19 protein-coding genes and 1 pseudogene are annotated in these 25,723 nt (G+C 46.1%); 6 read left to right on the forward strand and 14 right to left on the reverse strand.

Annotated elements, in window-relative coordinates:
• Window positions 1-226: 226 nt before the first annotated feature.
• Window positions 227-444: pseudogene (locus tag O3C43_07865) on the forward strand (type II toxin-antitoxin system HicA family toxin).
• A gap of 536 nt (window positions 445-980) precedes the next feature.
• Window positions 981-1,250 carry a hypothetical protein gene (locus tag O3C43_07870; GenBank protein MDA1066404.1) on the forward strand — a complete coding sequence of 90 codons (270 nt, stop codon included), beginning with the start codon at window positions 981-983 and terminating at the stop codon, window positions 1,248-1,250.
• 188 nt (window positions 1,251-1,438) lie between these two features.
• Here O3C43_07870 and O3C43_07875 read toward each other — a convergent pair whose 3' ends face one another.
• From O3C43_07875 to gpmI, 6 genes are all read right to left on the reverse strand, one after another.
• Entirely contained in the window at window positions 1,439-1,777 is a 339-nt protein-coding gene (locus tag O3C43_07875) for a P-II family nitrogen regulator (GenBank protein MDA1066405.1), read from the reverse strand.
• Window positions 1,778-1,840: 63 nt separating this feature from the next.
• Window positions 1,841-3,253 carry an ammonium transporter gene (locus O3C43_07880; GenBank protein MDA1066406.1) on the reverse strand — a complete coding sequence of 471 codons (1,413 nt, stop codon included), beginning with the start codon at window positions 3,251-3,253 and terminating at the stop codon, window positions 1,841-1,843.
• 359 nt (window positions 3,254-3,612) lie between these two features.
• Window positions 3,613-5,409: an aspartate--tRNA ligase gene (aspS, locus tag O3C43_07885; protein ID MDA1066407.1), complete on the reverse strand. Its 1,797-nt coding sequence runs from the start codon at window positions 5,407-5,409 to the stop codon at window positions 3,613-3,615.
• Window positions 5,410-5,531: 122 nt separating this feature from the next.
• On the reverse strand, window positions 5,532-7,739 hold the full coding sequence (locus O3C43_07890; protein ID MDA1066408.1) for a hypothetical protein: 2,208 nt from the start codon (window positions 7,737-7,739) through the stop codon (window positions 5,532-5,534).
• 1 nt (window position 7,740) lies between these two features.
• The gene (locus tag O3C43_07895; GenBank protein MDA1066409.1) at window positions 7,741-9,492 is read right to left on the reverse strand and encodes a hypothetical protein; all 1,752 of its coding nucleotides are present in this window, start codon (window positions 9,490-9,492) and stop codon (window positions 7,741-7,743) included.
• A gap of 9 nt (window positions 9,493-9,501) precedes the next feature.
• Window positions 9,502-11,079 carry a 2,3-bisphosphoglycerate-independent phosphoglycerate mutase gene (gene gpmI / locus O3C43_07900; GenBank protein MDA1066410.1) on the reverse strand — a complete coding sequence of 526 codons (1,578 nt, stop codon included), beginning with the start codon at window positions 11,077-11,079 and terminating at the stop codon, window positions 9,502-9,504.
• Window positions 11,080-11,371: 292 nt separating this feature from the next.
• Here gpmI and ileS point away from each other — a divergent pair, with 292 nt between their 5' ends.
• Window positions 11,372-14,164 (forward strand): isoleucine--tRNA ligase, encoded by a 2,793-nt coding sequence (gene ileS, locus O3C43_07905; GenBank protein ID MDA1066411.1) that lies wholly within the window; start codon window positions 11,372-11,374, stop codon window positions 14,162-14,164.
• A gap of 14 nt (window positions 14,165-14,178) precedes the next feature.
• On the opposite strand, the gene O3C43_07910 is transcribed toward ileS, so the two are convergent.
• Window positions 14,179-14,337 (reverse strand): hypothetical protein, encoded by a 159-nt coding sequence (locus tag O3C43_07910; GenBank protein ID MDA1066412.1) that lies wholly within the window; start codon window positions 14,335-14,337, stop codon window positions 14,179-14,181.
• Between O3C43_07910 and O3C43_07915 the strand changes: the two genes are divergently transcribed.
• Both O3C43_07915 and lspA read left to right on the forward strand, forming a co-directional pair.
• Window positions 14,324-14,998 carry a TraR/DksA C4-type zinc finger protein gene (locus O3C43_07915; protein MDA1066413.1) on the forward strand — a complete coding sequence of 225 codons (675 nt, stop codon included), beginning with the start codon at window positions 14,324-14,326 and terminating at the stop codon, window positions 14,996-14,998. The genes O3C43_07910 and O3C43_07915 overlap by 14 nt on opposite strands.
• Before the next feature lie 10 nt (window positions 14,999-15,008).
• On the forward strand, window positions 15,009-15,533 hold the full coding sequence (gene lspA / locus O3C43_07920) for a signal peptidase II (protein MDA1066414.1): 525 nt from the start codon (window positions 15,009-15,011) through the stop codon (window positions 15,531-15,533).
• A gap of 4 nt (window positions 15,534-15,537) precedes the next feature.
• Here lspA and O3C43_07925 read toward each other — a convergent pair whose 3' ends face one another.
• The 5 genes from O3C43_07925 to O3C43_07945 all read right to left on the reverse strand — a co-directional run bounded on the left by O3C43_07925 (window position 15,538) and on the right by O3C43_07945 (window position 21,473).
• Entirely contained in the window at window positions 15,538-16,410 is an 873-nt protein-coding gene (locus tag O3C43_07925; protein ID MDA1066415.1) for a YicC family protein, read from the reverse strand.
• A complete protein-coding gene (gene trpB / locus O3C43_07930) occupies window positions 16,410-17,630 on the reverse strand; it encodes a tryptophan synthase subunit beta (protein ID MDA1066416.1) in 1,221 nt (406 codons plus the stop codon). The genes O3C43_07925 and trpB overlap by 1 nt, the downstream gene beginning before the upstream one ends.
• Before the next feature lie 91 nt (window positions 17,631-17,721).
• Entirely contained in the window at window positions 17,722-18,219 is a 498-nt protein-coding gene (locus O3C43_07935) for an STAS domain-containing protein (protein MDA1066417.1), read from the reverse strand.
• Window positions 18,220-18,231: 12 nt separating this feature from the next.
• The gene (gene acnA, locus O3C43_07940) at window positions 18,232-20,958 is read right to left on the reverse strand and encodes an aconitate hydratase AcnA (protein ID MDA1066418.1); all 2,727 of its coding nucleotides are present in this window, start codon (window positions 20,956-20,958) and stop codon (window positions 18,232-18,234) included.
• Window positions 20,959-21,002: 44 nt separating this feature from the next.
• Entirely contained in the window at window positions 21,003-21,473 is a 471-nt protein-coding gene (locus tag O3C43_07945; protein ID MDA1066419.1) for a redoxin domain-containing protein, read from the reverse strand.
• Window positions 21,474-21,645: 172 nt separating this feature from the next.
• Here O3C43_07945 and tyrS point away from each other — a divergent pair, with 172 nt between their 5' ends.
• A complete protein-coding gene (gene tyrS, locus O3C43_07950; protein MDA1066420.1) occupies window positions 21,646-22,824 on the forward strand; it encodes a tyrosine--tRNA ligase in 1,179 nt (392 codons plus the stop codon).
• Between the two features lie 333 nt (window positions 22,825-23,157).
• On the opposite strand, the gene O3C43_07955 is transcribed toward tyrS, so the two are convergent.
• Together O3C43_07955 and zwf are read right to left on the reverse strand one after the other, a co-directional pair.
• On the reverse strand, window positions 23,158-24,156 hold the full coding sequence (locus tag O3C43_07955) for a glucose-6-phosphate dehydrogenase assembly protein OpcA (GenBank protein MDA1066421.1): 999 nt from the start codon (window positions 24,154-24,156) through the stop codon (window positions 23,158-23,160).
• Window positions 24,156-25,703 (reverse strand): glucose-6-phosphate dehydrogenase, encoded by a 1,548-nt coding sequence (zwf, locus tag O3C43_07960; GenBank protein ID MDA1066422.1) that lies wholly within the window; start codon window positions 25,701-25,703, stop codon window positions 24,156-24,158. The genes O3C43_07955 and zwf overlap by 1 nt, the downstream gene beginning before the upstream one ends.
• Window positions 25,704-25,723: the final 20 nt, after the last annotated feature.

Genomic DNA, 25,723 nt, shown 5'->3' on the forward strand with positions numbered 1-25,723 from the left:
AGCATAGCGTTAACATTCCTACTTACGTTGCTCGGATCTCCCATATTCAAACGGTCGGCTATCCACGGGTTGGTGGCGCTGGTTTGTTTTCTGAGTTCCCGGGCTAAGGCGATTTTCCAATCCACGGATTTCTTATCCTGATCGATGTGTTTCTGTGTTTTGCGGACCGTATCGACCACGGTGAACCCATCCCTGAACTCGCTAAGATGTTTTCCGTTGTGGCCGCATGAGTAACTGGCCTTCGACGAAATCGAGAAAAGTACTCAAAGCCCTTCTCAAGAATGGCTGGAGCATCAAAAGGGAAGTTCGGGGTCACACAAAATATTACAAAGGGATGGTTGGGATGATTATGTATACGCTTTTCATGAAGGCGTAGAGATTGGTCCCAGGATGCTTGCGCGTATTGCCAAAAGGACCGGCCTCAAACCGGAAGATCTAAGATGAAAAACTCGAACCAGTCGGTGGTCCAAATCTCCGGAAGCTGCGCTTCCTCCGATTAGACACCTCGGCGTTCTGAGAAGCAAAATGGTCACGGTTAGCAACTACAAAACTGACAAGTATTACCCAAAAATTGAAAGCGCCTTTGACGCCCTCCTAGCTGAAGGCACGGTGGTTGCATCCGTTGATGTCTTTATGAAAATCGGGAATTTAGAAAAAAGAAAATATGAAGACTGGTGATTCGGACGCATTTCTTGCTTGGAAAGCGTAATAATAGGAAACCTATCAAAGTGTAAGAGAATATTGAGAATAGTTGGGTTCCATGCACACGATCTCGACATGTCCCCAAGTCGAACCGTCTACAAAAATGGGGAAAAGGGAATTAAGTAGTTTTGAGATTCACGAAAAGCGGAAATCAGAAATTAGAATCGGACTATTCAAGGTGTTTTGTATGGAACAAACGGGAGTCTTACCTTAATTGGAAACAGAATCACAACAAGCCGTGTGATCAAAGACTATTTAAAGGAACTGGAGGAATTAAAATGAACAAAAGCGAAGAAAAAGAAATTATAGAGGCATACGAATCTGGGGAAGCAGTCCTCGAAAAACCATCCAAGGAACTCTTAGCTCAATTGGCCATCGCCGGCGAGAACACTTTTAAGAAGGATAAGAGAATAAACATCCGCTTAAGCAGTCATGACCTGTTGGGGATTCAGCGTAAAGCAGTCCAGAAGGGAATACCCCATCAGGCACAGATCTCTGGATTAATCTACCAATACGTGGAGGGTGACCTACTCGAAAAACAAAGATAGAGAATAAGTTGCTTCACGAAACCTGGACAAGCCGGTTCCGTGAGCTCGGTGTTCACTGAAAAGTGAATTCCCGAATCCTGTTCTATCAGTTTTCAATCAAAAAAACCCTTGGACTAATCTTTCGAGAACAAAAAAAGACCCTGCCATAAAGGCAGGGTCTTTTGAAATGACTTAATTAAGCACCAACGTTAGATGGCGGCGTCGCCACGTTCGTCAGTGCGGATTCGCACAGATTCTTCGATCGGAATTACGAAGATTTTGCCATCTCCGATTTTGTCGGTCTTCGCTGCAGCGACAATCGTCTCAACGGCTTTTTCAGCGATATCGCTGCTTACAGCGATTTCAATTTTTACCTTCGGAAGAAAGTCCACGGTGTATTCGCTTCCGCGGTAGATTTCAGTGTGACCTTTTTGACGACCGAAGCCTTTTACTTCGGTGACTGTCATGCCTTCGATCCCTATCTCGGCGAGTGCTTCTTTAACTTCCTCCAATTTGAAGGGCTTAATAATGGCTGAAATGAGTTTCATTTATTGTACCTTTATTTAAATTTTTGATTTATGATTATTTGTTAGTTTCTGTGGAAACAAGCATTAACGGCTCGCATGACCGAAGTCCGGGTATGCTTCCTGACCATGCTCTCCGATATCGAGACCTTCCGACTCTTCTTCTGCTGAGACTCTAATTCCCATGACTGCCTTTACAATAAGGCAAACAACAAACGAGAAGACAAAGGCAAAGATTGAAACAGATGCTGTTCCGATAAGCTGAGTGAAGAAACTGAGATCTTCATTGCCACCGTTAAAGAACGGAATACCTACAGCGAGAGTTCCAAAAATTCCGCAAACGCCGTGGACGGAAATGGCTCCAACCGGATCATCAACCTTGATCTTGTCAAAGAACAGGATCGAGACCACTACAAGCACTCCAGCGATAAGACCAATAACGACAGCCGACCACAAGGTTACCGAGTCGGCACCGGCGGTAATTCCCACCAGACCAGCCAGAATTCCGTTAAGAGCCATGGACAAATCGGGTTTCTTCAACAATCCCCATGAGAAAAAAATGGAAGAAAATCCACCAGCTGCAGCGGCGAGCGCTGTGGTTACAAATACATAGGAAACGGCTTCAGGATTAGCACTTAAAACAGATCCTCCATTGAATCCAAACCAACCCAGGAAAAGTAAGAATACTCCCATGGTTGCGAGTGGCATGCTATGACCGAGGATGGGGCGAATTCTGCCACCTTCAAGGTATTTACCTTTACGGGCACCCAGCACCAATACGGCTGCTAGAGCGGCGAAACCACCGAACGCATGAACCAGGGTTGATCCGGCAAAGTCGTAAAAACCCATTTCCGCCAACCAGCCTCCGCCCCATTTCCAAAATCCGGTAATCGGGTAAGCAACCAATACGATCAAAGTTCCGATTACCATGAAGCTACCGAGCTTGATACGCTCAGCAACGGCACCAGAAACAATCGTGGCCGCTGTGGCCGCAAACATCGCCTGGAAAATAAAGTCGGCCCACCCCGTCATACAGAGCGCAGTGCCTCCATATGAAAAATCAGTACCGCCAGAAGCAGCCATAGAAATAGGAGATCCTAAAGCGAACCAGCCACCGGCAAAGTCAGTTCCAGGATACATGGCGTTGAATCCCCAAACCGCATAAGTCAAAAGACCCATACAAATAATAAACACATTCTTAAAGAGTATGTTTACCGTGTTCTTCGATTGGGTGAGTCCACTTTCTAGAGTCGCAAATCCCAAATGCATTATGAACACGAGACCAGCAGCGATAAGCGTCCAAAGCACACTAATGGTAAAGAAATCAAATGTTTCTCCGTATTTGGCTTTTAGGGCGAGGTAATCTTTATCGGGCGCAGCGGTTTCGGCAACAGCTGCAGCAGCATCAGCAAGCTCGGTCTGAGCAAAGCCATGCGTTGCGAAGCTGAACACAGCTAGCAAGGTAACGGCAGTGAATATTAATGGTTTTAGTTTCTTCATGTGGTGATCAGTTAGCTATCAATGTTTAGATGGTTATGAGCCGGAATTCTCCTTTGAGCTTAGCAACTGATATGCCAACGCCGTCCACGGATAAAAAAATATTTCCGCATACCTCCTAATCCACTAACTACCATTCATTTATAAAACCTGATGCGTTTTGTCAGGCTGATGCAGAAAAGAACAGAGGATGAGTGGATTGAACGAAAATGAATTATTTTAAGCCTTATTATGAAAACAATTCCCTCATTATCGCACGCTACACGGAGACACTGGTCGATTTTGACCAGTCGAGTGGAACTGCCCGTACATAGAAAACCTCACCCATAATTGGATGAGGTTTTTGAAACTCTAAATCGTGACTACTTTTTTTCTACTACGATGGTCTGAATATGCAGATCGCGTAGCTGCCGCTCAGTGGCTGGTCCGGGACTCTTCGACATCAAGCACTGGCCTTTCTGATTTTTTGGAAATGCAATCACGTCGCGAATACTCGGCGAACCGGTCAATAGCCCGATGATACGATCAAGCCCCAATGCAATACCACCGTGAGGGGGAGCACCGTATCGGAATGCATTTACCATGTATCCGAAACGATCCTCAATAACGTCCTTGGGAAGTTGAAGTACTTCTTCGAACACTTTTTGCTGAAGCCCAGGCTGATGGATACGAATACTTCCGCCACCCATTTCCATGCCATTGAGAACCAAATCGTAATGCTGCCCCCGGACTTTCTTAGGATCTTCGTCCAGGTATTTCATATCTTCGACCACAGGTGCGGTGAACGGATGGTGAGCAGAAACAAATCGTCCTGCTTCATCGTCATAGACCATGAGCGGAAATTCGATCACCCAGAAAAAGTCCCATCGAGTGGAATCAATTTCCAAACGACCGCGCTTTTTAAGTAATTCCGCTGCTTCCAGGCGCACCTTGCCCAGTATGGAGCAACTTCTCTCCCAATCGGCGGCCATGAAGAAAACGATATCTCCGTCAACGACATCCATCTGTTCCTTGATCGCGGCTATTTCTTCATCACTAAAGAATTTAAGAATCGGCGATTTCCATTCTCCACCGTCACGGGCCTTAATGAAAGCCAGGCCTTTGGCACCCATGTTTACCGCCATGTCTGTTAAATACTTGAGCTCGCCCTCGGTGATATCGGAAAGTCCCTTGGCATTGATCGCTTTTACGCTACCACCACCCTTGATCACTGAGTTAAACACTTTGAATTCCGAATTCTTAAACAGGTCGTTCAGGTCTGTAAGTGGCATACCAAAGCGACGGTCGGGCTTGTCGCTTCCGAAGTTATTCATGGCATCGAGATAAGACATCCGTTCAAACGGAGTTGGAATATCCACATCGAGGATTCCTTTCCAAACAGCCTTCATCATCCCTTCGATCAAGGCATACATGTCTTCACGATCGATGAACGACATTTCGATATCGACCTGGGTAAACTCGGGTTGGCGGTCCGCTCGGCCATCCTCGTCGCGGAAACAACGCGCCAATTGGAAATAGCGTTCTACTCCGGCAACCATAAGCATTTGCTTATACTGCTGCGGGGACTGAGCTAACGCATAAAACTCACCGGGGTTCACTCGGCTGGGCACCAGGTATTCACGAGCTCCTTCGGGAGTACTCTTAAACAGCATGGGAGTCTCCACTTCGAGGAATCCCTCAGAGTCCATGTAATCACGGATAATTTTTGAAGTACGGTGCCTGATCCTTAGGGTCTTCAAGTTCTTGGGACGACGCAGATCCAGGTACCGATAGGTCAGGCGAAGATCCTCGTTTACTTTGTCCCCTTTTTCATCGTCGATCGGAAACGGAGGAGTTTCCGAAGCATTCAGCATTTTAAAGCTTTGAGCCTGGACTTCAATATCACCGGTGGCGAGACGGCTGTTAACCGCATCGTTCTCGCGGGCGGTAACTACGCCGTTCACCAGAATAACGCTCTCCGGCTTCAAATGATGCAATTCCTTGGCCAGAGCATCCTGAGTATTGGGATTGAAAACTACCTGGGTAATGCCCTCCCGGTCGCGCAAGTCGACGAATAATACGCCTCCATGGTCGCGAACCGAATCAATCCATCCAGTCAGAATAGCCGAAGATTCTATATCGGCTGACCTGAGTTCCCCGCAATGATGCGTCCGTTTCATGTGATTTCTTTCGTTCGAAGTGATTTCCCTCAGTGGGAAAATGAAAAGCTGGCTATAAACCGAAACTAAGGAGGAGAAATCAAACTTAATTTTGAGGTATAAAAACCATGGAATAATCAATATCAGTCGAGGCGCCGCGTCAAAGCGGTCACATTTCCTACTTCATCCTCGATTTCTACCAACAAGCTGCGGTCAGAACCTTTCGGAGAATTGAGGATAAGTTCGAACGTTTCCAAGGATTCATCAAGAATACCATCTTCCGGGTGAATGGAGTCTTTATCGTTTCCATTTAGTCGGTAGGTGACTTGACGGATGAGGCTGGTATTGTCCGAAGCGGTCAAATTCAAGGTCACCTCATCTCCGTCACGATCGTAGCTATTTATCAGGATGATGGGTGGGGTGTTGTCTATAAGAAACACCTCACTGATAAGCTCCCCCGTTTTCGCTTCCGATGCGGGATTAGTCGGATCATCGGTCACCGTGACCTTAAGAAGATAATAACCATCCTTAAATCCTTGGGTCGTAAAGGAGAGATAATTCTCCTCCTGGTCCTCTGATAAGGTGATCCAGGTATTTTCCCCCAATGCGGACAGTTTCACGGTAAACAATAAGTCATCTGCATTTCCATCCATGGATCTCCACACCGCAGTTCGAGCACCGGGTTTTGGAAATAATTTCACCTGGTCTGGTTTGTTTTCGAGTTTGCTGAATTCCTCTTCAACACCCGTGCTCAAACTTCGCGCCAAATCCACATTGGGTGCGGTAGTCTGGGTAGTAAACTTTCTCGCTTCATATCCTGAGCCCAAAACTTTTATACTGGTTACAAGCGGTGCCAAATTTTGAGTTCTCGAGAAGAAACGAATCTGATGAACCGCGGGTGCTTCTTCGTTTTCAAACAAGACTCTATATTGCATAAAACGGGATGGAGGAAGTGGATTACGAAAAACACCGCGTTCGCCGCTCAACGAGACCCAATCGGACCACGTCCGATCCGGGCTTTCCAAATTACCACCTCGAACCTCAACTCCGACCTGGCCATCAGCCAAAGGCTCGCTGAACACCTGGAAACTGCCAAACTGAGATACGTGATCCAAATCGACAACTTCAGATTCGTAGAACCCCACAGAAGCTTTGGTGGTATCCAACTTCAATATTCGCCCTGGATTGCTGCACACAAGATAGAACATCCCCTCCTTTTTAAGCGGAACAATGCCAGTTATCTCTCCGCTTGAATCCAACGAATGGAGCAGTGACCAGTCACTTGGTTTTGTTACCTCGTAAAGTTTCCCTTCACTTCCGGTACCTAAAATGAGATGCCCGTTTGGTAACTGTGCCATTGAATAAATAGATACTTTATTTTCCAACCACCAATTCGTCACAAACCCGTCTGGATCCATCCAGTAAACGACTCCAGAGTCCCCATCTTTCCCGGAAACAGTGAGCCCATAATAGGAAGGAGATTTGTCATTGCCGCTCGAAGGTTCGTCAGAGTCGGCAAAGAAAGAACTGCCAGAAGAATTGTTCGATTGGCTACTTGAAGAACTCGATGAAGTGCTTTTCTTTACAACTGTGGCTCGGCTGGGTTGATTGAACGAACTAAAAAAAATGGATCCATCAGGCTGTGGAAGTATGGTCCGGACTTCTCTTTCACCGGTCGAGTAAATCACCTCTCCTTCCCCTTCGGCATCAATGCGATATAACAGGCCGTGAGTCGCACTACCAGCGAGTAGGTGACCATCTGCTTCGAACGCCAAGGAGGTTATGTGCGTTTCCTCGGAATCAAAAAATACTTCCGCTTCTGGAGATTTGGAGCGGGTATTGATTCGATAAATCTTCCCATGCGAACCCGTGGCGAGGTATAACTGGTCGCCACTAAAAACCATATCCCAGACATATTCGTCCGGTAGTTTTAAGAAAACGTCCACATCGCCGTCACGGGAAATGCGGTAGAGCATTCCATCGGGAGATACCGATACATATACCTGATCCCGACTATCAATTGCTAATGCCCGAGCCATCAGCCGATTTGGCTCAAATACGGTGGTAACCTCACCATCTGCCCCTACCTTATAAATTACGCCTTCATTTCCGCTCCCAAGATACAGGTTTCCTTTGGAATCCAATTCGACGTCCCACAAGATGGGTGCATCAATCTCAGCAAGTGTTTCCAAAGACGGAGCAGGTAACAAATATCCATTGGTGTGAAGCGAGACCTGACTCAATTTACCCTTGCTGAATTGCTCGAAAGATTGGTGGACCGTTTCAATAGTGCGTCCGGTTAATAATGCACCGGAGACCAGGAAAGCAAAGGCGACTTGAGTAAGTTTCATATCAATCAACATTTAGAGGTAGTAATGCGCTGCCGCGAAATTCTGAGTCCATCGGTATTTTCATTTCAAAACCGCTCTCGCGACTCGTATTTTTATCAATCTTGAGACCTTTCGCATTCTTGAGTAATGCTAAGGTAGAAGGCGGTAAACCAGCCAAATGCTGGCCTTCAAAACTAATTCCGGGAGCTTGGCGCAAGAGTTTGACGTAAATGTGATCGCGGCTTTTCAAATCCTTGATTCGCTCTAACACGTGTTCAAATCGGGAAGCGGTGTAAAATCCTTCGAACTCCACCTGATCGGCTGAAATCGCATCGGTAACCAATATTTCAACACGTTCTTTTCTTACTTCTTCGGGTAGAACAAATGAAACTTGTTTGGAAAAGCGCTTACCCTGATGATTCTTTATTTGTAGAGTAAGGTTAACCGTATCCCCGGATTTAACCTTTTCTTCGTGGAGATAAACGGCCTCAAGGTAGCTTATCTCGGTGACAGGTCTCGACTCGATAGAAACCTTGAAATATTCAATCGGAGGCGGGTCAAACGTGTTGTCAGCAATCAGCTGATGAATAGCCAGTTGTTGAAAAGCGGCCGCATTGTCTACCCCATTGCCGGCAAAAATATCGGTCACTTCAATAGGATCATATCCTTCAACCTTAACCTCGGTCTTCACCCGAAGCGTTAGTTCCTCCGAGTATTCCAGACCACCTCTCAGCGATTCCATGGTAGCCATAGCGCCGACGATTGGACCGAGTCGAGGATGCCGAAACATCTTTGCCGAAAATTTCTTGTCTTCGAAATCCGGATAGGAAATGGACACAGAATAATCGATCATCGGTGAAACCGGCCCCAACTCCGCGGCAATACCTGTGAGTCGATCCTGATATACCCGACCCACCTGACCTCCCATATTCGACAATTTGAAAGAAGAGGACATGGAACGGACTATCGTCAGGATCTCGGCCTGGGCCAACGGCATCTCCACAGAGCCCCATTGAAAAAATGGATGCCCGAACGCAAGCAACTGATCACCGTCTACATGGGTAACCGTACCGGTCGCGCCGAAATTAAAATCACCCTGCATCAGGATGGCAGATACAGCGGAACCAGCTTCGATCTGGCCGGACAACTCGGTAGAAGAGGCACCACCTGGTCCATTCAACATTGTGATGCCGAGCTTATCCAATTCGCCGCTGAATGCGTTTAAAGTGGCCTCTGAGATTCCGGATGCGATCAATGGGGCCGGAAGTGGCTGAAGCACTGTTTGATATTCCCCGAGCCGTCCTCGACTAGTCGGCTCCACCGATTTCCAGTACGAATTCACGGAACCAGAAGAAGCCACTCCGCTCCCCTTATCTTCGAAAACAGGAAGCATGTTGTGAATCGGCGTTACTCCAATAATAGCCTGTTCCTTTGGCCAGGTGTAGCCATAGGCATAGGCCCCAACCAGTTTGCCCTGGATGAAAACAGGACTTCCACTCATCCCGGCAACAGGACCCGATAAAATATTAACTTTGTCGATCGCTTCGCAAATAATGACGGGTTGGTTAGGACCGACAAAGTGCTCCGCGATTCCAATTACCCGCAGCGGAAATGTTTCGATCGCAGTACCCGACATTACCGTACGCCACTCACCTTCCATGCCAGGTTTCACATCCTCGAGACGCATAAGCTCATAAGCCGCGTCGCTTTGAGAAAAGAGCGAGGCCGAACTCAAGGTCAGGATGGCAAAGAAAGCTATTAACCGGGGATACATGAAGGCAGATTACTCAATAACTAAATTTTGTCCTGTCATTTCCAATGGTTTATCGAGTCCAAGAAAATGCAATACAGTGGGTGCAATATCAGCTAGACGTGCGTCGGAGGAAATTAGTTTCAAACTTTCACAGCCTTTACCATAAACAACAAGTTCAACCGGATTCAAAGTATGGGCTGTGTGAGGACCGTCCACGGTTGGGTCCCACATCTGGTCGCAGTTCCCATGATCGGCAGTTACCAGGGCAACACCTCCTGCAGCGTCAATGGCTTCCAGGAGTTGACCCAGGCAGTTGTCCACTTTTTCGCAGGCTTTTTTCACTGCTTCCATCGAACCTGTGTGCCCAACCATATCCGGATTGGCAAAGTTGACTAACATGAAGTCGTATTTCTTCGAAAGGATAGCTGCTTTAGTAAGTTCCTTTACCTCTTCGGCAGACATTTCCGGGGCCAAATCATAGGTGGTCACTTTCGGACTCGGCGCCATCCCCCACTCTTCCCCAGGGAAAGGTTCTTCACGATAATCGTTAAAGAAGAAAGTCACGTGCGGATACTTCTCAGTCTCAGCACAGCGAAATTGAGTCATGCCATGGTCCGCTAAATAGCTTCCCAGAATGTTAGCCATTTTTCCAACACGTGGGAAAATGATATGATCAAGCATATCCTTTTTATAATCGGTCATGCCGGCGTAAAAAAGATCCAGCTTTTCACCCCGATCAAACTCGGCAAAACCCTCTTCGATAAATGCACGGGTTATTTCACGAGGGCGATCACCCCGGTAGTTATAAAAAACAACCGAGTCGCCGTTACCAATGGTGGCCAGCGGTGCGCCGGTTTGGTCAACCACCCAGGTTGGCGGCACAAATTCGTCACCTGTTCTGGAACTATCCAACGGATTATCGTAGTAATGTTGAACAGCCTCGGCAGCGGAGCCAGCTGTGTTACCAGCTTCCTTCCCAGTCAACATATGGTAGGCTTGAGATACGCGCTCCCAGCGGTTGTCGCGATCCATACTCCAGAAACGCCCACATACGGAGGCAATCTTGCCAATACCAAGTTCAGCGCATTTTGCTTCGACTTGCTGAATATAGCCCAGACCACTGTGGGGCGAAGTATCACGACCGTCGGTAAAAGCATGAATGTAAACTTCATCCAGCCCTGCCGCCGTTGCCTCTATGAGAAGCCCATACAGATGCTCTAGTAAACCATGAACGCCTGCGTCTGAAACAATGCCAAGCAGGTGCAAATGGCCGCCGGCCTTCACACGATCGAAAGCGGCTTGGAGCGTTTCATTCCCACGAATGCTTCCAGTCTCAAATGCTTTTGTGATTCGGACCACCTCCTGGTCAACGATCCGTCCAGCGCCAATGTTTTGGTGCCCAACCTCGCTGTTGCCCATTACTCCGACAGGAACCCCGACATCCAATCCACACGCAGCTAACTCTGTTCTGGGCCAATTTTCCGATAACCTATTGGAAACCGGTATGTTAGCCTGTTTGACGCAATTAAATGCGTCGTGGTCGTGGTTGTGATTTGCTCCCCAACCATCTCGGATCACTAGCAATACTGGACGTTTTTCCAATTTCATATGATTTGTTTACTATCGACTCATCCAAACCCCATCCCGGGAATAAGGAGCCGAAAGAATCGATAAATAGACGCTCCAAGTCTAGAATATATAAAAAAATTCTGGAAATGAACAACAGGTGGTTCAATCGACCTTCAATACCTTGCTGGCAACCGTTTTCGTGTCGATTAGCTGGTGGTTAAAATCCTTACTAAATTTTCGTCGTAGAACGCTTGACTCGGATAGGTTAAGTAGCTTTCTTCCGGCGCTTATCGGCGACCTTTGGAAGGGTGGCCGAACTTTTAATACCATCATGGCCAATAACCTGAAAGATACCCTTACACTACCGACTACCGACTTTCCAATGCGGGCTAGCCTTGTGGAAAGGGAACCAAAGCGAATTGAACATTGGGAAAAAGAGGATCTTTACGGTAAAATCCAGGAAAAGAACGCCGGAGGCCCCACTTTCATACTTCACGATGGCCCTCCGTTTACGAGCGGAGATGTGCATATCGGCACGGCTCTGAACAAGAGTTTGAAGGAAATGATTCTTCGCTACAAGTCCATGCAAGGCTTTCGAGCACCCTATATTCCAGGCTGGGATTGCCACGGGCTTCCCATTGAGCACCGGGTGATGAAAGACATGCGGGAAAAGGGCAAAGACCTTCCGGCATCAGAAATCCGCAAAGCGTGCGCCGATTTCTCAAAAAAATTCATCGAAATCCAGCGAACTCAGTTCAAGCGATTAGGTATCATGGCGGACTGGAAGAACGAGTACCGAACGCTGGATCCAGCGTATGAAGCGGATATCTTAAGGACCTTCTCTGCATTCATTGAAAAGGATCTGGTTTACCGAAGCAAAAAGCCGGTCTACTGGTCTATCCCTTGCGAAACAGCCTTGGCCGAGGCCGAGATTGAATATAAGGACCATGTGAGCCCTTCCATTTGGGTTAAGTTTGCATTGCCAGATACTGGTGCCCTGGCGATCGAAGGGAAGGTATCCATTGTTATCTGGACTACTACTCCCTGGACGATTCCATCCAACATGGCGGTAGCCGTGCATCCACATATCGACTATGCTGTCGTCGTTGCCGGAGACGAAAAGTATATCGTCGCGAAGGACCTAGTTGAAACCTTTACGGCAGCCACTGAGCTTGGAGAATACGCCATCGAACAAGAAATCCGTGGAGAACTGCTGGCAGGACTACAAAGCCGTCACCCATTTATCGACCGGGCAAGCCCGATCATACTCGCCGAATACGTTACCACCGAGACAGGAACCGGTGCCGTGCATACTGCACCGGGACACGGTTTGGAGGATTACCAGTCGGGTTTGAAATACGGATTGGAGATTTATTGCCCTCTGGACGATCAGGGCAGATATATCGATGATGGGCAAATTCCCACAGAACTCGTCGGAGTCACAGTATTGGAACGCAAGGGAAGAAGCCCCGCCAATGAAGCAGTTCTCGAGCTGCTTAAAGAATCGGGTAAGTTACTAAAATTTAAAAGATTCGAACACAGTTATCCTCACTGCTGGCGATCGAAAACACCGGTTATTTTCCGAGCGATGGATCAATGGTTCGTTGAGATGGATAAAAACGGATTTCGTGAACGCGCACTGGAAGCCATTGGAGAAGTAAAGTGGGTTCCCAATTGGGGGGAGAACCGTATTCGTGGTGCGGTGGAAGGTCGTCCGGATTGGTGCGTGAGTCGTCAAAGGAGTTGGGGTGTTCCGATACCGGCTTTTTACGATGATGATGGGACTGCCTATCTGGATGCAGGCGTGGTTAAAGCCATTGCCGATAAGACCGAAACCAAAGGAACGAATTTCTGGTTTGAGAATGATGCCGAGACGATTCTTGAAGGCATTGAGCTGCCCGACTCCTGGAAAGGGAAATCTTTAAAATGCGGCAAGGATACCTTGGACGTCTGGATCGATTCGGGATCGAGTCACCAGGCTGTTTTGCGGCGCCATGAAACACTGACCTTTCCAGCCGACTTGTATTTAGAAGGAAGCGATCAGCACCGCGGGTGGTTTCAATCGTCTCTATGGACAAGCATCGCCAAAGAGAATCAGGCGCCTTACAAAGGAGTCGTAACCCATGGATTTATAGTCCGTGGAGATGGGACCAAGATCAGTAAAAGTGATACCCATGGAAAACCGCAGACATCGGACGCCTACATCAGCCGTTATGGCGCGGACGTTATTCGCCTTTGGATAGCGTCACAGGATTACCGCAACGATATCCCGGTTTCGGATGACATCATTAAACGAATCGTGGATTCCTACCGGTTGGTCCGAAATACCATGCGTTTCCAGCTTTCCAACCTGAGCGATTTTGACTACGAGAAAGACGCGATAGCAATCGAGAAGCTCGATCCAATTGATCGCTGGGCATTACACAAAACTGCTGAACTTATTGACCCGGTAACGCAGGCCTATGAAGACTACGAATTTCATCGGGTTTACCAGCTGATAAACCAGTTTTTCTCGGTTACTTTATCAGCGCTCTACCACGATATGCTGAAGGACCGCCTGTATACCCTGGCTCCTGATTCGGAGTTGCGGCGATCGTCGCAAACGGCAATTTACCACATATTTAAGACGGTTTCACGGCTTTTGGCACCAATTGTTGCCTTCACGGCTGATGAGGCTTGGTCCTATTTTAAATCAGGCCAGGAATATGGATCAGATTCCATTCATCTGACGACATGGCCGAACGCTGAAAACAGCTGGAAATGGCCAAAAAACATTGAAGAATTTGAAAATGTCTTAAAATTTCGGAATCGGGTAAATGAACTACTGGAAAAGGCTCGACAAGCGAAAGAAATTGGAAAATCTCTCGACGCCGTCGTAACAATTATTGGATCAACATCTGATATCCTCTTTCAAAACCTTCAACAATTTGAATCCAAACTCCCTGAAATATTTATCACATCACAAGTCTCTTTGGAACCAAAGGACGTGGATACTGTTTCTGTATCCATTAATACAGCCTTAGGCGAACGCTGTCCTAGATGTTGGAGGACGGTCGAAGAGCTTGTAGCAACTAAATTAGAAGAAAACTTATGCCCGCGTTGTAAAGACACACTCAACCTTTAACACCCAAAATTATTTCAGAAGATGCCTGCCAAAAAAACTGATACCAAAAAAGTAACTAAGGTCAAAGCGGCGACAAAGCCTAAAGCTAAACCGACGGCCTCAGCACCAAAACCTAAAGCTAAACCGACGGCTTCAACTGTAAAGCCCACCAATGGGAAAGTGGCTGCTTTCACTCTTGATGATGTTAAAAGCCTGCTCAAAATCAAAAAAGCAGAAAAGAGTGAGAACGGAGTAAAGGAGCCAATAATAGTAGTTAAGAAAAAAACCAAATTCGAGTTGGATGATATTCCACATGAAACTCAAAACTTCGGAGCTGCATCTCTGGCAGACATTCTTGGATTCAGTGCCGGGGCGAAGCCAAAGAAAAATGACGAGTCGAATGTTCCAAAGAAATTAAGAGTATACTATGACTTGCTCATCGATTTGCGAAACCATGTGAATTACGAGCTCAATCTCCACACTCGCGAAACCTTGAAGAAATCCAGCTCGTCAGGTTCAGGCGCAACAGCTGGCTACGATAAGGGCGTTATTGATGAAGCGAAGGATGATTTCGATCCCGATTTCGCTTTGAGTCTTGTTTCCAGCGAGCAAGAAGCACTGGCCGAGATTGAAGAAGCGATCAACAGAATATTCGATGGAAGCTACGGAAAATGTGAAATCACTGGTGAAACGATATCAGCAGAACGCTTGCTTGCTGTCCCGTTCACAAAACACTCTTTGGAAGGTCAAAAACAACTGGAGAAAAACCGTCGTTTCAGCGTGAAGCGGGGCGGAGTCTACAGCACCGGTATCGAGGAATCTTCACAGTTTGTAATAAACGAGGACGGAGATTAAGTCTGATTCTGTGCACGACAAAATTTCCCGGCTAAACCGCATTCTGTATTATCGGATATTTTTTATAATCGCAGCTATTGTACTGGCGACTGATCGTTTAACCAAGTGGGTTGTTCAAATCTCTATACCATACGGCACCTACGATGAGTCCTCTATGATTGAGGTAATTCCTCACTTCTTCTATATTTGTCACATCGGAAATACAGGCGCTGCCTGGGGCATGTTTCACGGAAAGAGTTTCTTCCTGGCAATATTCTCCGGGGTAGCACTGGTTCTTCTCTACTTTTTTCGCAAAGGACTTGGACTGCGCAATATTTATGTCCAACTCACCATGGGTTTGGTTTCGGGAGGCATTCTTGGAAACCTGTATGATCGACTGGTTTTCAATCATGTAGTCGATTTCCTGGATGTGCATTTGGGCTTTTATAGATGGCCGGCATTTAACGTTGCCGATGCCTGCATATTGATAGGCGTACTTTTATTCTCCTGGTTCAGTTTTCAGGAAGAGGCGGCACGCAAAAGCTCCAAAACCTAGCTCGCTACTCAATATTTGCGATTTGCTCGCGTAGTCGTTCCAGCTCGTTCTTAAAATCGATAACATGACGAGTAATACGAATGTCGTTTGATTTACTCCCAATCGTATTGATCTCCCGATTCATCTCCTGGAGAAGGAAGTCGATTTTCCTGCCTACGGAACCCTCTGCATCGAGGAACTGCCCCAGTTGGTCCAAATGACTATTGAGTCGCGTAATTTCTTCAGCAATATCACAGCGATCAGCAAAGAGAGCAATTTCTTTTAACACCCGTTCATCGTCGAGATTTAACTCAAGGTCCGCCTGTCGCAGACGTTGAAATAACAATTCACGATATTGAGGGACACTATCGCCTGCATGGGCGGCAACTTCCTTCACACCGGCTTTCAGCAAATCTAAACGCTCAGCTAAATCAACTTTGAGCTTGGAGCCTTCGCTCTTTCTCATTTCTACCAAAGCATCGACTGCCTGAGAGAAAGCTCCACACAGAGATTCCTTCACCATTTCTGCATCGGGCAACACTTGGTTTTTCTTAGAGTAAAGAGCTAATTGAAACAAAAATTCGGGAGATGGATTAAAAGCTACTCCCAGTTCGTTCGATATCGATCGGAATTGGTCGTATAGACTATTAATTGTAAGTTTATCAAACTCCCCACTACCGGAATCACTGGTGAATTGAGCTTGAATCGTGACAACCACACGACCGCGAGAGATTTTTTCTTTCAAAATGCGAAGTAAACTTCCTTCCAATAGTTGCCACTCACGAGGCATCGTAATATTGGCATCGAGTGCTTTTCGATTAACCGAATGAACTTCGATGGTAATCTCAAGGTTTCCATGCAAGGCCGATGAGCGGCCATATCCAGTCATTGAATACATTATAATTCTCCTTCGCCTAAAATCTTTGCAACTTGTTGAACATCCTTATCACCTCGGCCGCTCATATTGACTAACAAAAGCGAATTTTTGTCCATTTCAGGGGCTCGTTTCAGTGCATAAGCCACCGCATGGGCAGATTCTAATGCAGGAATAATACCTTCGATTTGGCTACATTTCTGAAAGGCCTCCAGAACTTCATCATCTGTAGCGTAAGTGTACTCGATCCGGCCTTCGTCTCTGTAATAGGCGTGCTCTGGCCCGATTGCGGCATAGTCAAGTCCGGCAGAAACAGAATGAGTCAGTTCGATTTGCCCGTCGCTATCCTGCAAGACATAAGTCTTGGTCCCTTGCAACACTCCAAGTTTGCCTCCCTCGAAACGTGCGGCGTGTTCTCCAGGTCGAATACCCCTGCCACCGGCTTCAACTCCAACCATTCGAACGGAAGGGTCGCCCAAAAAGTCGTAAAATAGACCGATTGCATTACTGCCACCGCCAACGCAGGCGCACATCTCATCCGGCAATCGCCCTTCTCTTTCAAGGATTTGAGCTCTGGCTTCTTTACCGATGATGCGGTGAAAATCACGAACCATCATAGGATAAGGGTGTGATCCGAGTGCAGATCCCAAAATGTAGTGAGTATCTCGAACATTGGTAACCCAATCGCGCATGGCCTCACTCACAGCTTCCTTAAGAGTTTTCTGGCCAGCATCAACCGGCCGAACTTCTGCTCCGCAAAGACGCATTCGGTAAACATTCAATGCTTGCCGCTCCATGTCGACACGTCCCATGTAGATGACACATTTCAAACCAAATTTTGCACAAGCGGCAGCAGTCGCAATGCCATGCTGTCCAGCTCCTGTTTCAGCAATTATTCGTTTCTTACCCATCCGTAGAGCAAGAAGCGCCTGGCCGATCACATTGTTTATTTTGTGGGCTCCGGTGTGAAGAAGATCTTCCCGTTTAAAATATATTTTGGCGCCTCCCAAGATCTCTGTAAGACGTTTTGCAAAATATAATTCAGTAGGTCTTCCAGCGAACTCTTTCAAATGCCATGCTAATTCAGCCTCGTAGCTTGCATCCTTACGGGCTTCGGCATATACATCTCCGAGCTCCTTTAAGGCTGTCATGAGTGTTTCTGGCACATAGGCTCCACCATAAGGACCGAAGTGACCGCCCGCGTCAGGTAAAGTTGGTTTTTCGACAGATGATTCCTTACTCATTTAAGCTATAAAAGGGTTCCATTCAGGTTTTGCACCAGAAAAATTTGAAGAAGTAACAGACTATTGTTCGATAAATTCCAAACAAAAGGAATTAATCCTCATTCTTTAGAAAAGTGAGCAGGTCTACGAACTTGGAAAGATTTGCCTCATCTATTCTGATCAAATCTTTATGGGCCTCGATCAACATGTTCTTTTTCTGATCTTCTGTTTGCTCTTCCTCCACAAGACCTGTTGAAGTGCCATCAGGTCCTTTAACACTGTCTTCTACAATAGTTACGATTCTCCGAAGTCCCAAATTGTTCACTAACTCGAGGTTTCGTTTGTTAAGGCTAGCAAGCTGTAATTCACCAGGAGAACTCACTCGCTTCGTTTCCAGGGCGGCACCAGCTAAGATTCCCAAAAACGTGCTGTCCATTCCTGTACAATCTGAGAAGTCCAAAAGAAACTCGCGCTCTCCTTTATCGAACATTCTGCGGAAAAATGTTCTCAGAGGACTGCAATTCAAGAAATTGGCCCGACCGTGAATGTTCACCAGTATGGGTCGCCTCGACACATCGACCACAAAGGTCGGCTCCGTATCCTCGGCCATAATACTACAGATTTATTGAGAAGAAATTATGTTTCTAAGAACATAGGGTAATATGCCGCCATGACGGTAGTACTCCACCTCAATAGATGTATCGATACGCAATTTTACCTGAGTTTTTTGGCTGCTTCCGTCAATACGTTTGACTTCCATATCCAACACAATTCCTGGCTGTAACTCATTCGAAAGTCCGGAAATAGAAATTTCCTCAGAACCATCCAACTGAAGTGAATCGATAGTTTCACCTTCGATAAACTCTAATGGAAGAACTCCCATTCCAAGAAGGTTGCTTCGGTGGATTCTTTCGAAACTTTTTGCAACAACGGCTTTTACACCAAGCAGGTTTGTTCCCTTGGCGGCCCAGTCACGGGAACTTCCCATTCCATAATCAACACCGCCAAATACAATTGTTCCGGTACCACTATTTTTGTATTCCTGACTCGCATCGTATATCGACATCATTTTCGCTTCCGGCATGAGTTTTGTGTATCCACCTTCCTTACCGTCAGCCATGCGGTTCTTAATCCGCACATTGGCAAATGTGCCACGTGTCATGATTTTGTCGTTGCCCCGTCGAGAACCATAGGAATTAAAATTTTGGGGTTCAACGCCTTTTGAAATCAAAAACTTACCTGCCGGAGTGTCGGCCTTGAAAGCACCTGCCGGAGAAATGTGATCTGTGGTTACAGAATCTCCGAGTATCGCCAATGGACGAAGATCTACTAGATTTTCAATCTGGTTAGGTTCCATCGAGAAGTTGTCGAAAAATGGAGGCTCCTGGATGTAGGTGCTTTCTTCCTTCCAATTGAAAATGTCTCCTTCGCCAGAATCGATCGACTGCCATTCAGCAGACGCATCCATGATTTTGGAGTATTGATTTGTGAACATTTCGGACTTCAAGCCGCTTGCAACCAAGGACTGTACTTCTTCCTGAGTTGGCCAAAGATCTTTTAGATAGACAGGGTTTCTGTCCGAATCATTTCCGATAACATCCTCATTGAGATTAATATCGACTGTGCCGGCCAACGCATAAGCGACAACCAACGGAGGCGACATTAGAAAATTTGCCCGAATCGATCCATGCACCCGCGCTTCGAAATTGCGATTTCCGGACAGAACGCTCGCCGCGACTAAATCACCTTCGCGAATGGCACTCTCAATTGGTTCTGCCAATGGCCCGCTGTTACCTATGCAGGTGGTACAACCATACCCGACTAAATTGAATCCGATTTTATCCAGATACTCTTGAAGACCCGTTTCTTCTAAATATTCAGTAACTACGCGTGAGCCAGGTGCCAAGCTGGTTTTGACGGTCGAGTTAATTGTCATTCCTTTTTCCACAGCCTTTTTGGCAACAAGGCCAGCGGCGATCATTACATTAGGATTGGACGTATTGGTGCAACTGGTGATGGCTGCTATTAACACATTACCGTGTCCAATTTCTGATTCTGCAACAGCCACCCCACCCTCACCAGAACGAACAGGCACCTTTTCTGTGATGGTATCAAGCGACTTTCCAAATCCACCTTCAGCCACTGGCATTTCAAAAAGTGAACGGAATCGCTCTTTTAGTTCAGGGACGTTGATTCGATCCTGCGGTCTTTTGGGACCAGCCACACTTGGGACTACCTTTGTTAAATCGAGGTCGATAGATTTGGTGTATTCAATTTCGCCAGCCTTAGGAATACCGAACAATCCTTGAGCTTCGAAGTAGGTCTTTACTTGTTTTATCGAAGCTTCAGTGCGTCCGGTCAATCGAAGGTAATCGAGAGTCTTTTCATCGATTGGGAAGAATCCCATCGTTGCTCCATATTCGGGTGCCATATTGGCGACGGTAGCTCGGTCAGCCAAAGTAAGGTTTTCCGTACCTTCACCATAAAACTCGACAAATTTTCCAACCACTTTTTCTGCACGAAGCAGTTCAGTAACATGAAGAGCCAGATCTGTTGCGGTCACACCTTCACAAAGACTACCTGTCATGTTTACACCAATAACTTCCGGGGTCTGGAAATAAACAGGTTGGCCAAGCATTCCAGCTTCTGCTTCAATACCGCCAACACCCCAACCAACAACTCCGAGGCCATTGATCATTGTGGTGTGTGAATCAGTACCAACCAGCGTATCTGGATAAAGAACACTCGAATCACCCTCAACCTTTTCGAATACCACACGGGCCAAATACTCCAGATTCACCTGGTGAACAATACCTATGCTTGGAGGAACAACCTGAAAAGTATCAAAGGCTTGTTGACCCCATTTCAAGAACTCATAGCGCTCGCGATTGCGTTCGAATTCCATAGCCAAGTTTTGCTTAAAGGCATCAAGCGTTCCACTACGATCCACTTGAACAGAGTGATCCACCACAAGATCAACAGGAACCAACGGCTCTATACATTTTGCGTCTTTTCCCAGACGAGCGACAGCAGACCGCATCGCAGCCAGGTCGACCAACAAAGGAACACCGGTAAAATCCTGAAGCACAATGCGAGATACTACGAAAGGAATTTCGCTCAAGGATGGAGCCTTTGCATTCCAATTGGCCAAGCGTTTTACTTCCTCTTCTGTAATATTTTTCCCATCACAATTGCGTAGAACTGATTCTAAAACAATCCGAATACTAACTGGAAGTTTGGAGATTGGACCCACATCGCTGGATTCGAGTGCAGGAAGAGAGTAATAATACTTACCTTCCGACTCGTTCAAAGTGCGTAGGGAATTAAACGGATTGTTTAAGCTACTCATAAAAAATGAAAAGAACTGAACTATTCGACTTCGAGAAAACCTACTTATTGAAGAGCGGCCTTAATGGCATCAAAATCTGGAAGAACTTTTGGATCGTCGCTGCTGGAACTAAATTGAATAGTACCTTCAGCATCGATTACAAAAGCTGAACGTTTTGCGGGGCCATCGTATCCCACAAATCCTTCATACATCACATCATAAGCTTTGCTCACATCGTGGTTGTAATCGCTCAACAATGGAAAATTTAAGCTATTCTTCTGGGCAAATGCTTCCTGGGCGAATGGACTGTCTCCACTGATAGCATATACCTTCGACCCCAATTCATTGTAGTCGGCCAGGCTATCACGCATTGAACAAAGTTCTGTTTCACAAACTCCGGTAAAGGCAAAAGGGAAGAAAAGAAGCAGTGTTTTTCCAGATCCGTAATTATCGCTAAGTGTGATTTCCTGCAGTCCCTCTGCATTTTTTGTTTTAAGAGTAAAATCAGGTGCTTTGGTTCCAACTTCTAAGGCCATGGTATTGGGTGTTATAGTTTTTAGTTTTGGTGATTATTAAAACAGAAAACAATGGGGTGAAAATGTGCCTTGGCAATGATTTCCCACACAAATCCTAAATTTCGTACAATCATGAGCCAAGACCTTTACTATTGAAACTCCTGCAGGAAACCGAAATTTATTATCGCTTCTTATGAACGTTATTGAAGAGATCCGCCGAGGTACTGATGCCATTTTAAATGAGGAAGAGCTCGAGAAGAAGCTCCTGAAGAACCGACCTCTTCGTGTAAAACTAGGGGCTGATCCTACGAAGCCCGACCTCACACTTGGCCACACGGTCGTTTTGCAAAAGTTGAGGCAATTTCAAGACCTAGGGCACATAGCCGTTCTAATCATTGGCGACTTTACCGCCCGGATTGGGGATCCCTCAGGCAAATCGGCCACGCGACCCGAACTGACCAAGGAAGAAATTGCTGAAAATGGAAAAACTTACATCGATCAAGTTTACCGGATACTTGATCCTGAAAAAACTGAAATTCACTACAATAGTGAGTGGCTGGCATCACTGACCTTTGAAGATACATTAAATCTTCTCCGTAAAATGACGGTCGCCAGGATGCTCGAGCGCGATGATTTTTCCAAACGCTACAAATCCCAGACACCTATTTCAGTCGTTGAATTCGTTTACCCTCTCTCTCAAGGCTACGATTCGGTTGTGCTTAAGGCTGATATTGAATTGGGTGGAACCGATCAGCTTTTTAATCTCCTGGTAGGTCGACAATTGCAAAAAGATGACGGCCAAGAAGAACAAGTGGTTATAACCTTACCCTTGCTGGTGGGTCTCGATGGGGTTAACAAGATGTCCAAGAGCCTGGGGAATTACATAGGCCTGAACGACTCGGCGAAGGAAGTATTCGGAAAAGTAATGTCGATCAGCGACGATCTCATGTGGAATTACTGGACCACCCTTTTTTACAAAACAGACGATGAAATCGAATCTTTGAAGCAAGAACACCCAATGACGGTTAAAAAATCGCTGGCAGTGGCTATAACAACGCGACTTCACGACCAAGTAACGGCCGAATATGAACTTCAACAATTTGAGCAAGTTTTCTCAAAAGGACAAACTCCGACGGAAATGGACGAAATAATTTGGTCCAATATTTCAGACGGAGCTCAATCATTGGGAATATTGGAATTATTGGGCAATTCTGGCAAATTTCCTAGCCGGAAAGAGGCCAAACGTCTCCTTCTACAAGGAGCAGTCAAGGTCGATGGTGCTAAATCAGCAATTGATCAAAAGGTCGAAAAACCTCAAACTGAAATGATCATTCAAGCAGGTAAACGATTGTTTTTCAAAGTCTTACCGTAATAGGGAAGCAATTATATGGGGGATTTTACCTCCATTCCTCTGTATTTGCCTTTCTCCTACACAAACCGGGAAGTTTGAAAAATCTATGTATTTTTGGTTTACTTCTTCAATTTGAGTCTTTTTATTATTAATTAACAAGTCAGCTCAATATCTCAAATACTCCTTTTCAACCACATTTCGCACAAGCTGAGTGCGTCTCACTTTCAAACTTTGGTAGCAGGTTAAAAGGATAAGTTGGGATTGTAGAGGGTATGAATTAAGGTTTCATGCCCTCTGCTTCTGTACAGACAAGTGGATTTTACGCAGATAGCGTGTAAAAAGGGTCCAATTTGCTCAGTTATTGAAAAAGATTGCCTCGGCTAAAGTCGCTTCAGGAGATAGAATTCCTGACCTTAGAACGTAAGAAAAGTCACCACGCTCCATACAACCGCTCAATTTCGCTGTTCCAGACGAAATTTCAGATTCGAAGCGAAGGTTTCTTTGGTCTTCGTAATCAAAATGGAGGGCAAAATCGCTTACCTCTTCTTCTGGAGCGGTTTCCACAACAACCCTATCAAAAGGTAAAGTGTGGCCAGAAATCGATGCACATTCTTTAAGACAATTAAAAATCCAATGCGAAAGAGCACCTCCTTCTGAGGAATATTTTGAAGAACAACTAAGATTTGCAGTGGCCAGCTTATCAACCAGGCTGCTGGGCTGAAATCCACTTAAAACCTTTCCGATAGTTTGGCGAACTGGAAGAAGTCGAGCGTAGCTCAAATCTCTAAAACCTTCAGGGTCATCCAGTTGACTACTGAAGCCTTGGCCATCAATCGAAGAATCATAAACTTTCCTCTTACAGAGCTTAATGAAGTTTTTGTAGATCGAATTTATTCGCTCAGCGGGAAGCCGATGGGTCCAATAATAAGTCGGTAAATCGCTTTCCAACCACACAGAGACCTGGTTCTCCAAATACTTAGGTGCATTAATATCGTAACCAAGCGTTAGGATCTCACAGCATCGCATATCTCGCCTGTTCCTACCTATGTAGCACTCGGAATAAAGCTTACCGGTTAGTAGAGTATCCGGATTCTCGGAAGGAGTGGGACTTAGAATAATAATCCGACTTGGATAACTGTGCGCAAACTCGTTCAAAGTCTTGAAAAGGTGTTTGGCTTCTTCTGGAGTCGTTCCATAACCCAAATGCAAAATGAGGTTCATTTGAGAAGCCCGAAACTCAGATGGAGCAACCGACCCTTTAATAGGTTCCGATTCCCACATTTTCGCCATGGTTGAAACCACTTCGGAAACGGGGAGCTCAATCCCAGGAATGACGCTGAATACTGAGGCCATTAAGGTCCGGGCTTACGCCACTGGTGGTTATTTCTCCAAAGAAGCTGATCAGCGTCCAAAGGGCCCCATGAGCCAGACTGATATTCAGCCATACCTTGATTTCCGCAGGATTCCCAAAAATCGAGGATCGGAGTGATTATCTTCCAGGACGCTTCGGTCTCATCCCCGCGAATAAACAAGGTATTGTCTCCTATCATAGCATCCAGGATGAGACGCTCATAGGCCTCTGGTGTATTGGATCCATAGGTCGTTTTGTAGCGAAAATTCATCCTCACAGGTTGTGTACGAGTCTCCAATCCGGGAATCTTTGAATTCATGACCAATGACACACCTTCATCTGGCTGAATTTGAATCACCATCGTGTTTGCTGATAAATCGAACGCATTGTTGTTACTAAATAAAATGCCAGGTGGTGTTTTAAACTGAATGGCAATTTCACTCACTCGCCGAGCCATTCGCTTTCCAGAGCGAAGGTAGAAAGGCACTCCTTCCCAACGCCAATTGTTGATGGATAAACGCAGAGCAGCGTAGGTTTCGGTTGAAGAATCATCAGGAATACCAGATTCGTCGAGGTAAGGTGGAACTTTTTTTCCTCCGACCAAGCCCTCAGTGTAACGAGCTCGCACCACATCGGTATTTTTGGAACCCAATTCAAGAGGCTGAATGGCTTTAAGCAGCTTTACTTTTTCATCCCTAATGGACTCAGGATCCAACGAAACCGGTGGCTCCATGGCCGTTAAACTCAATAATTGCATGGTATGATTTTGAATCATGTCCCGAAGCGCGCCACTCGTATCGTAATAGCCTCCTCGCGATCCCACTCCCAGATCTTCAGATACAGTAATTTGTACGCATTCGACAAAGTTTCGGTTCCAAAGTGGTTCGAAAATCGAATTGGCAAATCGCTGAACCAATAAATCCTGAACCGTCTCTTTTCCGAGATAATGATCAATTCTGTAGATCTGAGACTCTTCAAAATGCTGATTAATGGTAGCATTTAAGGAACGGGCTGATTCGAGGTCTTTACCAAATGGCTTTTCAACGACCACCTTGGAGGCAATAGACGTGTGCAAATGCTTTGAAGCTAATCCACAATTCCCCAGGTTAGAAACTACATTGGGGAAAACTCCAGGTGGAGTTGATATATAAAACAGCACCTGCAAATCTCGACCAATTTCCTTTTCATAGGTTTCAATCTGATCTTTAAGCTTTTTATAACCAGCAGGATCATCGTAGGGACCATCTACATAACAAGTATTTGCCCGCAGGCGACCCCAGATTTGTTCATCCAGCTCTCTCCGCGAAAACTCTTTGAGAGATTCTTCGGCCAATTCCCTAAAGGATTCGTTCGGTATCGGTTTTCTTCCGAATCCAATTAGAAAGAAATCTGATGGGAGCAAGTTATCTAAGGCCAGATTGTAGATCGCTGGAACCAACTTTCTGGCGGTCAAATCTCCGGAAGCACCAAAGATGACCACCGCAGTGGGTGGAGCTCCTCGATGTTTACTGAGACCCTGCAAAAAGGGATGTCTTTTTTCTGAAGGCATAGAGTGATTTTTTTAAGACG

The organism is Verrucomicrobiota bacterium (assembly GCA_027622555.1).
In the GTDB taxonomy this organism is placed as follows: domain Bacteria; phylum Verrucomicrobiota; class Verrucomicrobiia; order Opitutales; family UBA2995; genus UBA2995.